This window comes from Nonomuraea rosea (genome assembly GCF_039539705.1).
Classification (GTDB): domain Bacteria; phylum Actinomycetota; class Actinomycetes; order Streptosporangiales; family Streptosporangiaceae; genus Nonomuraea; species Nonomuraea rosea.
Map to the genome: position 1 here is coordinate 1 of NZ_BAABDQ010000094.1, position 8949 is coordinate 8949.

Genomic DNA, 8949 nt, shown 5'->3' on the forward strand with positions numbered 1-8949 from the left:
TTATCTAGGGTTGGAGGACCCTTCCAGCAGGTCAGAGGACGATGATCTTTTCTTTCACGTAGGCCAAGTTGACCGAACGCAGCCGGGGCCGATCGTTATCTAGGGTGTCAAGCGAACTAGGACGTGTTTCATAAGCGGCGCCGTATGGCTCATACCTTTGGAAGGGAGGGATCGGGTTTCCAGGGGTTCGGTGCGGTGATGGACCAGCGTTCATGGTCGCGCCAGGCCCCGTCGATGTAGAGGTAGGCGGGCGACAGCCCTTCGTAACGGAAGCCCAGGCGCTGGGCCAGGGCCAGGGATGGCTTGTTCGCTGGCTGAATGTTGGCCTCCAACCGGTGGAGCCGCAGGTCGGTGAAGGCGTGCTGCAGGGTGACGGTGAGCCCGTCGGTCATGTAACCCTGCCCTGCGGACGGGGTGAAGGCCGCATAGCCGAGGGACGCGCCCTGGTAGCGGCCCCGGATGATCGAGTTGATGTTGACCGTGCCGGCGGCTGCGCCGGTCTCCCGGACACGGATCAGAAAGCCCAGGTTGGTGCCGTCATCGAAGCGGCGCATCCAGACCTGGAACTCCTCCGCGGTTGCGGGCAGCTGCATCCATGGCAGGTGCAGCTCGGTGCTGGCCTGCACGAGCGAGCAGAACTCGTCCTGGTCGGAGAGGGTGAGCGGGCGCAGTTCGACCCGTGATGGCATTTCGGACATGGACCAACGTTAGGGCCTGTTGTGAGTAGTGGATCGCCCGAGTGATCCATCTGGGATGATCTTGGTGTGGGTCGTGGTGATTTGACCGCCGCGCAGTGGGTGGTCCTGGAGCCGTTGCTGCTTTGCGCTGCGCGGCCGACAGGAACGGCATGATGACCAGCGACAGGGCGGCAAGGATCAGGCCGGGGGTGGAGTGTTCGGCCGCGCCGGCGCCGAGCAGGGCGCGGACGGCGTCGAAGGTGACGTAGGCGGCCAGCGCGAAGAACGAGAGCGCGATGACCCGCAGCGCGGCCCGTTCCCGCTTCTCGTGGTCGGCGGCGGAGAATTGCCAGGCGACCGCGGCGGCGGAGGCGACCTCGACGACGGAGTCAAGGCCGAAGCCGATCAACGCCGCGGAAGAGGCGATGGTGCCGGCGGTGATGGCGACCGCGGCTTCGATCACGTTGTAGGTGATGGTCGCCGCGACCAGCAGCCGGATGCGGCGCTGCAGTAATGCCCGCCGGTCCGGGGCGGGCAGGTTCAGCGTGGTCATGACGTCGCCTGTCCCGTCGTGTTCGTCTCGCCGGTCGGCGCGTCGAGCTGGGCGAGATCGTGGTCGAGCTCGGCCTGCAGCGCGCTGTGCGCGTCCGCCGCGCCGTGAGTGGTGCCGTGCTGGGTGCCGTGGATGGGGCAGAGCACCACGGCGTGGCCGGTGGCGGCCAGCAGGTGTTCGGCGGAGGCGAGCAGGTCCATCAGCTCGGGCCGGGTCAAGGAGTAGAAGGACTGGCGGCCTTCGGCGCGGTAGTCGACCAGGTCGCAGTCGCGCAGGCAGGCCAAGTGCTTGGAGACCGTGGACTGGGCCAGCCCGAGTTCGGCGGTCAGGTCCACCACGCGGGCCTCGCCGCGGGCCAGCCGGGCCACGATGCGCAGCCGGGTCTCATCGGCCAGGGAGTGGAACAGCGCCGCCGCCGGGGAGATGCCGGCGGCGATGTCGGTGCTGACGCACCGACCACCTTCAGAATCAATCGCCATATGACGATGATAGTCCGATATTGGTATGTATTGGCAAGGGGCGCGTTGCGAGGCGAACCTCGAGCAGCGCCCCCCTTTCAGGCCAACAGACCCAGGGTTTCGGGCGCCTCCCAGGCGGTCAGATGCCGCTCAGGGTCGGTTTCCTCCCATGCGATCTTGTTGATCAGGTCGGCGAGGGCTTGCCGGTCCTGCTCCGACAACTCCTGCAGAAGGACGGCCACCGGCTCGATCACCTGCATCGTGGCCTCGGGCGTGATGGCGTCGTCGTCGCTGTGATCAAGCCTGATGACGACCTCGGTGAGGGCTTTGGTGAGGGTGCGTTCGAGCGGGGTCATGACGGGGCTCCTTGGCCGGTCGAGGGTCTGCGCGTGTCCGGGAACGGGCTGCCGTGACGCGATGACGGCCCCTGGTCAGCCTGTCGCCGGCTCGGTGAGCCGGGCTTCGAGGTCGGCGATCATCTGAGCGAGCAGGCCGGTGTCCTCGCGCCGGACCGCCTGCGGGCCGACCGTGTCGATGCCGGCGACCTTGGTGATGCACTCGTCGGCGGCCTGGGCCATCGTGCCGAACTCCTGGCGCGCGATGGACTTGTCGTTGCCGGCCTCGAAGGTGGTGGCGCGGTGCATGTCTTTCATTGCGGTCATCGCGGTGCGGGCGGCGGACATGGCGTCGCGGGCGCCGAACTCATCGCCCAGGCCCTGGCGCATGTAGCGGGTGACGAAGACCCGGCGCCGGGCGGGGCTTTGCGATGGCAGGAATCTTTCCAGGCGATCGCCCCGGTTGGCCGCGATCACGCGGGCGACTTTGACGGCCCGCCGCAGGCGGGCGCCGTCTTTGATGCCGACGCCGGCGGCGATGTCGGCGTAGCTGACCTCGCGGCCGTGGTTGCTGCGCAGCCAGATCATCACTTCGGCGACGTCGGTCTCGGCGCGGGTCCAGCCCATCGCGTCACGGCGTCGGCTCACAGGAATTTGCCGTTCTCATCCATGAAAGACGCGAGCGCGGCGTCGTCCAGAGCAGCGCCGGTGGCCATGTCACGAACGGCGGCGATCGCCGCCTCGGCGCCGTCGCAGAGTTCGGCGATGGCCTCGGCGCGGTCCGTGGTGAAGCTGATCTGCTGCTTGCTCAGCAGCGCCAGCGCCCGTGAGGCGGCCATGCGGATCTCGGCCATGGCGTTGAAGACGTCCATGGACGCCTCGGCCTGCGATCCCTGGCTGGCTTCGCGGGCTTGTGCGGCATAGGCGTCGCGTTCGGCGCGGATGACGTCGTCGTATTCGCGCTGCCGCTCGCCGGTGACCTCGGCGGCCGCGGCGCGGTCTTCAGCATCCGCGGCGGCCTGGCGGGCGTCGAACTCCTCCAGGGCCTCCCGCGCCGTCCTGCGGGTCGCCTCATCGGCCAGCAGAGCAGTCTTCACTGCAGTGGGATGTGTCATGACATAGGTGATGGCCGAAGGCCGGGTCCCGCTCTTTTCCGCTTCTTTCTCGACCGCATCACGCCGCTCGGTCGACAGACCCGTGGCCTCCCAACTGCGGTAGTAGCCGTTCTTGCCATAAAAGGGATACTCCCCGGTATCAGGAGACTCGATGTTCGTGTCCGGGCATAGGGCGGCGGCGGGCGGGACGACGCCGTCGGCGGCGAGCCGATTCCACGCATCCAACAGGGCTATGACGCGCCTGGGTGCAGTCCTGGCCCGGCGGGCGAACTCTCCGGCGCTGATGCGCCGGAAGACGTTCAGGCCGCTCCGGCGCTGGTAGTCGATTCTCACGCCGTTGCCCTCGCCGGGCGTGACTCGCCTGGCGACCAGCAGGGCAAGCCTCCAAGGGCCTTTGCGATCCAGGGTGACGAACTCGTCGATGTCGGCTTGCAGGGCTTCCTCGCCGTCGTCGAGAGCCTCCTCGGGCGGGCCGGGGTTCATGCTGTCGCCTTCTCGCGCTGCGGCCGCCGCTGCGCCGGGACGCTGACCGGGCGAATCGCGGCGATCTGACGGACCCTCTTGGTGAAGACGTCCAGGTCGTCCAAGGCGACAGAGGCGTTGGCCCGCTGCGCGAGATCCAGCTGCACTGTCTTGGGAAGGCGTTTGAAGATCCGTGCGGACTGCGCGGCCAGGGCGAGCAGATCTGCGACCAGCGCGGCGCTGGGATCGAGCTTGCCCGTAGGCTGCTTCGGCGGCTGCTGGCCGTTCTGTTCTTCTCGCTCCGCCCGCTGCTTGTCGAACTCGGCCTCCAGCTCGGCGCGCGTCACGGCATCGTCGGCGAGCAGCGCCGAGACGAGCAGGTCGCGGTTGGGGCTGTTGTCCATATCGCTGACGTAGTCGACGACCTCCTCAGCTTCTCGTGCCTGCGGATCCATGACGATGGCCAGCGGGGGCGCCGTGCCCAAGACCGTCTGGTAGGTGGCGTGGTTGACCCGGTCGACGCCTGCCGCCTTCGCATCGTCGATCAAGCGCCGGAGCTTGACGTAGCCGGGGTCGACGCTCTGACCGCCGATCATGCGTGTCCCCTCGCGCAAGACGGAGTAGGAGACGAAGACGCCGGAGGTCTCCAGCAGCATGCGCAGGTCCGGCGTGACGGCTTTCGCCGTGGCTCGCCACTGCTTGGCCGTGGTCACCGACAATCCGACCCGCTCGCAGAACTGTCCGAGGGCATCGCCGTCGGCCCACGCGGCCGTCAGCATGTCGCCGATCGCCAGCTGGCTGACGCGGCAGGCACTCATCAGGCGGCGGCACTCGTGAACGTCGTGTTCTGTGAAGCTCATGCGGGACCCCTCAGCGAACCGGGCAAGTTGATGAGCACGCAGTGTAATCAGATAGATACGCTTCTGTTTGACGATTGCCTGCCCAGACGGCCAGGCCCGGGAACGGCGCGGGGTCAGCGATCAACGGTTGACCTCCTTCATCAGGTCTTTCAACGCCGTCCGGGCGGCGGTCAGGTTGTCTTCGGTCTCGGTCAGCGTGGCCTTCAGCCGCGTGTTCTCCGCCAGCGCGGCGTCCCGCTCGCCTGCCAGGCGTTCGACCTGGGCCAGCAGCTCGTCGATCCGCTCCGTCAGTTCCCGGCTGCCGACACTCGCCAGCGCCGTCCCCAGACTGCGCTGGACGGCGGCCTTGAGCTTGTCTCGCTCCGCCCGCAGCTGCTTGATCTGCGCGCGGGCCAGCTCCAGGTCGCAGGCCAGGGACGCGGCCGAGGCGCTGGTCCCGGTCGCGGTGGCGCGCCGGGCTGCTCTGGCCTGCCCGGCGATCGCGGTCTCGATGTGCTCGCGGACGCCCGGGGAGTAGACCAGTGAGATCGACACCCGGGCCGCCGCGGCGACAGCCCGGAACGTGATCGGCTCCCCGCAGGCCTTCAACTCCTCCAGCGTGGCCAGCACCTTGCCGCGTTTGACCTGGCTGTCCTTGCGGCGAACCTCGCGCAGCACGTCGCCGGGGGTGCGCCCGGCGCCCGGTGACCTCGGGCTCACGCGCTTTCCCGCCCGCGACGTCTGGGGAAGCCGGGCATGCCCAGGTCGGTGATGCCGCCGGCCTGCTGGGCCCGGACGATGCGCAACGCCTCGGTGGCCGCGAGCAGTTCGGCCCGTTCCTCCTCGGGCAGCCCTTCCAGTTTGTCCCGGGCGATGCCGACGATCCTGCCCATCGCCTCGATGTTGGCTTCGAAGTTTGCGATCACGTACTCGTCGACGTCCATCGCGATCGCCCGCTCCCGATCGGCCCGCAACTGCATGACGTGCTGCTCCATCTCCGGCAGATAGGTCGGGTCGGCGCGGAAGAACTGGCAGGCGGCGCACTGGAAGCGGATGGCGCAGGCGCCTCCTCCGGCTCTGACGTTGGCGGGCTCGGTGCAGCGGCCGTAGGGCACCGCCACCGACTGCGCCTCATAGGCGGTGCCCGAACGGGTCGGCCGAGCCCGCCCGGCGCGATCGAAACCGTGACGGCCGGCTATCGCCACCGCTTCCCGCTTCCGCTTGAGGGAGACGGTGTAATACCCGGACGTGGTCTGCGTCGATCGGTGATCCATAAGGTCGCGGAGCACATCGATCGGCACCCCGGCGTCGGCATGTCGTTGGGCGTAAGAATGGCGGAATGCGTAGGGGAAGATCAGCGATCGGTCGAACGGCAACGGCCGCCCGTCCGGGCCGAACTCCTCGGCCAGCAGCTGCGGAACCGCATCAGCGAAGGCCCTGATGATCGGTGAGATCTGCTCAGAGATCAGATGCCGGACCTCCCCGAACTCACCTGCCGGCGGGAACAGAAACCCCTCCGAACCGGACGGCAACGCGATCGTGGCGCGGACGGCCTGCCAGGTGTGGATGGTGGACACCGTCTCCGATGGGATCGGCAACCGGCGCCGGTTGCGCAGCCCCTTGCTGTTGTCCCAGCGCAGCTGCCAATCCTCCCCGTCCCGCTCCAGGCAATCGACCTCCAGCTGTGCGATCTCAGCGGGGCGACGGCCGGTGTCGCGCAGCAGCTCATAAACCGCCACCGACATCGCGTGGACCTGCGCGGGCGAGAGCCGCCCATGGGTGATGCCCGCGCCCAGCAGGTCGGTGTGCGCGTCCAACTGGGCGATCACCGACTCCGGGATCGCCCTGCCGATCTCGTCCTCGTTGACCTGGACCTGCTTGATGACGTGGCTGGAGTGCCGGGCGAACCCGGCGGCCATGCCGTCCAGCCGCTCGGTGAGCCGGCCCCAGTCCAGCACCTTGAACCACATCGACAGCAGGCTGGCTTTGTTCTTCTGGCTCATCTCCTGGCCATCGGCCCGCAGGAGGTTCTCAAAGCCCGCGACGACCGCCGTCATATCGGCGAACCCCAGCCTCGCCGGGTCCAGCCCGCCGCCGGTGCGCGCATCCAGCGCCCGGGCGGCGGTCTGCACCGCCCGGTGTGCCCGGCGGACCTCGCTGGTCGTGGGCTTGGCCTCGCTGATCCAGGCCACCAGGATCTCCCGCAGCCAGACCTGCCGAATCATCGAGATGTCCAGATCGCCGGGCCGCGCCGTAGGCCTGCCGTGCCTGCTCCGGGCCCCGAGGTCGACCAGGTCCAAGATCGGCCGCGTGGCCGGATCCACGCCGCGGAACCGGTCGAAGGCCGCAGCCACCACCCGAAACGTCTCCCGCAACAGCGCATCGACGTTCGCCGTGGCCCGGCTCGGCAGCGCCCCCAGAGCGACCGCCGCGATCGCGGCGATGCGGTGGCCGGCCAGCACCGCGACCGACTGCCGGACCGCAGTCGGGTCCAGCCGCTGCCCCCGCGAATCCCGGGCGGCCAGCGCGAACAGCAGCTCCGCGCGCGCCACCGGCTCCAGCGGCGCCAGGGAGAACTGGTTGACGATCAGGAACGGCGCTTGGCGATCCAGCCAGGCCGCGTCCGCCACCTCCAGGCCGTCCGCCTTCAGCCGCCGGGTGTGCAGGTCGCAGATCCCCGAGCCCGGCCGCCAGTCACGCCCGCAGCCGCCGACCAGACACGCCGGGAGCGGGTCGTAGGGGGCCGCGGCGGCGACCCACGCCTCCAGCTCCTCGGCGCCCAGGCGCTTGCGCATCATGTCCTTGTGCCGTAGCGACCCGTGCGCGGCGCACAACCCCCACACCGCCCCGTCCCGCGCGCAGCCCGCCACGATGCAGGGCCTGGCCCCGCCGTCGATCACCCGGTTGCGGTCCGGGACGAAGCCGTCCCGAAACTCCTCCAGCGCCAGCTCCGACTTCCGGAACGCCTTCTCACACAGGTCACACAGGGCCTGCGTGCGCGAGATCCGATCGCAGGCCGCCACCGTGCAGCGGTAGGCCACCGTGGAGCGGTTGTCGACATCGCCGGTGAACAGCCACGTGGCCGCATCCCACTCCCCAACCCGCCAGGGCGACGGCGTGTTCGCCGACAGCCACGCGGTCCAGATCTCGGCCTGCGCCGGTGCCAGCACTCCCAGGACCGCCCCGCGCCCGGCCGGCTCGTCGTCCGGCGCGGGGAAGGCGAGCACGTTGCCCGGCCCGCTCACGAACGGGCCTGCCGTCTCTTGGCGGCCACCATCTCCACGGCCTCGCGCTTGTCGGAGTCGGTGACATGGGAGTACGGGTCCTGCGAGGTCACCGAGACGTGGCCGGCGATCTCCTGCACGACCCGGCGATCCACCCCGGCCCGCCGGAGCCTGGTGATCGACGAATGGCGGAGCATGTGCGGTCGGGCCCGGAATCCGGCCTGTTTGGCCAGGCGGCAGAACAGCTCATAGGCCGTCCCGTACGACATGGCCTTACCCACCGGCGCGTGGAACAGGTTCACGAACACCATGTCCCCGGCGTCCCCGATATCCCCGACGATCTCGGCCCGCTCGAACTGGTAGTGCGCATAAAGCTCGATCGTGACCTCGTCCACCGGGATCGCCCGGGGCTGCCGGGCCTTGGCGAACGCCCCGTTGGCGTTGAGGCGCCGCCGGACGTGGACGTGCGGCCCCTCGTGCCGGCAGTTCAGCACCCGAGAATCGGGCAGCAGGTGCATGTCCTGTCGGCGGAGCCCGAGCGCTTCGCCAATCCGCATGGCCGTCTGCGAAAGAAGCTGGATGAGGAATCTGTCGCGCTCGTGCCTGGCCAGGCCGAGCAGCACGTCGATCTCCTCATCCATCAGCCACTCATAGCCCGGGATCGCGACCCTGTACTTGATCGTGCGGGCCATGATCGTGCGGTGCTGGCCGTCCTCGCCCGGGTCGAACCCCGCCGGCAGGTAGCGCAGGAACTTCGGCTGAGTCAGCGTGTTGACCACCGTCGGCGGCACCCAGCCCTGCAGGCTGCACCACGACAGGAACTCCCCGACGGTCCCCATGATCGCGTTCGCGGTGCCCTCGCTGCGATACCGCACCGCAGCGCCCGGCTTGCGTGATCGCGACGGCATCGGCTCCTCCACCAGCCAGCGCATCATCGCCATCAGCTGCGGCAGGCTCGGGCTCGACCAGTCCACGCCGTACCCCGTGCAGTACGACAAGTACAAGGCGATCCGGCCCGCGTAGGTCTTCTCCGTGTTGAACGCCCGATCCGCCGCGCGCAGCCCCGCCAGGTACGCGCACGCTTCGACATGCAACTCGAGGTCCTCGTCGACCACCACCCACGACACCGATTCATCGGGGGCCACCGCTCGTTCAGCCCGGTAGTGCCGCTCGGCCGCACCTGACCTGCCCAACATGCCGTACGGACCCCCAGATACTGTGCGTCAAGTAGCCGCTCACACTACTTGAAGTACTTGATGCACGACTGAGAGTCACCGAAGATAACG

Annotated in this window: 10 protein-coding genes; all 10 read right to left on the reverse strand. The window is 68.8% G+C overall.

Going from position 1 to position 8949, the window contains the following annotated elements; translation table 11 throughout:
- Positions 1-149: 149 nt before the first annotated feature.
- The 10 genes from ABEA43_RS67175 to ABEA43_RS67220 all read right to left on the reverse strand — a co-directional run bounded on the left by ABEA43_RS67175 (position 150) and on the right by ABEA43_RS67220 (position 8859).
- Entirely contained in the window at positions 150-626 is a 477-nt protein-coding gene (locus tag ABEA43_RS67175; RefSeq protein ID WP_345581251.1) for a GNAT family N-acetyltransferase, read from the reverse strand.
- Positions 538-1230, reverse strand: coding sequence for a hypothetical protein (locus ABEA43_RS67180; protein WP_345581254.1), 693 nt, complete (start codon positions 1228-1230; stop codon positions 538-540). Before ABEA43_RS67180 ends, ABEA43_RS67175 begins: the two co-directional genes overlap by 89 nt.
- Entirely contained in the window at positions 1227-1709 is a 483-nt protein-coding gene (locus ABEA43_RS67185; protein ID WP_345581257.1) for an ArsR/SmtB family transcription factor, read from the reverse strand. The genes ABEA43_RS67180 and ABEA43_RS67185 overlap by 4 nt, the downstream gene beginning before the upstream one ends.
- 77 nt (positions 1710-1786) lie before the next feature.
- Entirely contained in the window at positions 1787-2044 is a 258-nt protein-coding gene (locus tag ABEA43_RS67190; protein ID WP_345581260.1) for a hypothetical protein, read from the reverse strand.
- Positions 2045-2119: 75 nt separating this feature from the next.
- On the reverse strand, positions 2120-2650 hold the full coding sequence (locus ABEA43_RS67195) for a hypothetical protein (RefSeq protein WP_345581263.1): 531 nt from the start codon (positions 2648-2650) through the stop codon (positions 2120-2122).
- 17 nt (positions 2651-2667) lie between these two features.
- Entirely contained in the window at positions 2668-3621 is a 954-nt protein-coding gene (locus tag ABEA43_RS67200; RefSeq protein ID WP_345581266.1) for a hypothetical protein, read from the reverse strand.
- Positions 3618-4460: a hypothetical protein gene (locus ABEA43_RS67205; protein ID WP_345581269.1), complete on the reverse strand. Its 843-nt coding sequence runs from the start codon at positions 4458-4460 to the stop codon at positions 3618-3620. The genes ABEA43_RS67200 and ABEA43_RS67205 overlap by 4 nt, the downstream gene beginning before the upstream one ends.
- Positions 4461-4580: 120 nt before the next feature.
- Positions 4581-5159 (reverse strand): DUF6262 family protein, encoded by a 579-nt coding sequence (locus tag ABEA43_RS67210; protein WP_345581272.1) that lies wholly within the window; start codon positions 5157-5159, stop codon positions 4581-4583.
- Positions 5156-7684, reverse strand: a complete 2529-nt coding sequence (locus ABEA43_RS67215) for a tyrosine-type recombinase/integrase (RefSeq protein ID WP_345581275.1) — start codon at positions 7682-7684, stop codon at positions 5156-5158. Before ABEA43_RS67215 ends, ABEA43_RS67210 begins: the two co-directional genes overlap by 4 nt.
- On the reverse strand, positions 7681-8859 hold the full coding sequence (locus ABEA43_RS67220; protein ID WP_345581278.1) for a tyrosine-type recombinase/integrase: 1179 nt from the start codon (positions 8857-8859) through the stop codon (positions 7681-7683). Before ABEA43_RS67220 ends, ABEA43_RS67215 begins: the two co-directional genes overlap by 4 nt.
- Positions 8860-8949 lie beyond the last annotated feature (90 nt).

Coding starts and splice junctions, on each gene's coding strand:
- ABEA43_RS67180 (WP_345581254.1), bottom strand. CDS start 1,230: ATGACCACGCTGAACCTGCCCGCCCCGGACCGGCGGGCATTACTGCAG.
- ABEA43_RS67185 (WP_345581257.1), bottom strand. CDS start 1,709: ATGGCGATTGATTCTGAAGGTGGTCGGTGCGTCAGCACCGACATCGCC.
- ABEA43_RS67190 (WP_345581260.1), bottom strand. CDS start 2,044: ATGACCCCGCTCGAACGCACCCTCACCAAAGCCCTCACCGAGGTCGTC.
- ABEA43_RS67195 (WP_345581263.1), bottom strand. CDS start 2,650: ATGGGCTGGACCCGCGCCGAGACCGACGTCGCCGAAGTGATGATCTGG.
- ABEA43_RS67200 (WP_345581266.1), bottom strand. CDS start 3,621: ATGAACCCCGGCCCGCCCGAGGAGGCTCTCGACGACGGCGAGGAAGCC.
- ABEA43_RS67205 (WP_345581269.1), bottom strand. CDS start 4,460: ATGAGCTTCACAGAACACGACGTTCACGAGTGCCGCCGCCTGATGAGT.
- ABEA43_RS67220 (WP_345581278.1), bottom strand. CDS start 8,859: ATGTTGGGCAGGTCAGGTGCGGCCGAGCGGCACTACCGGGCTGAACGA.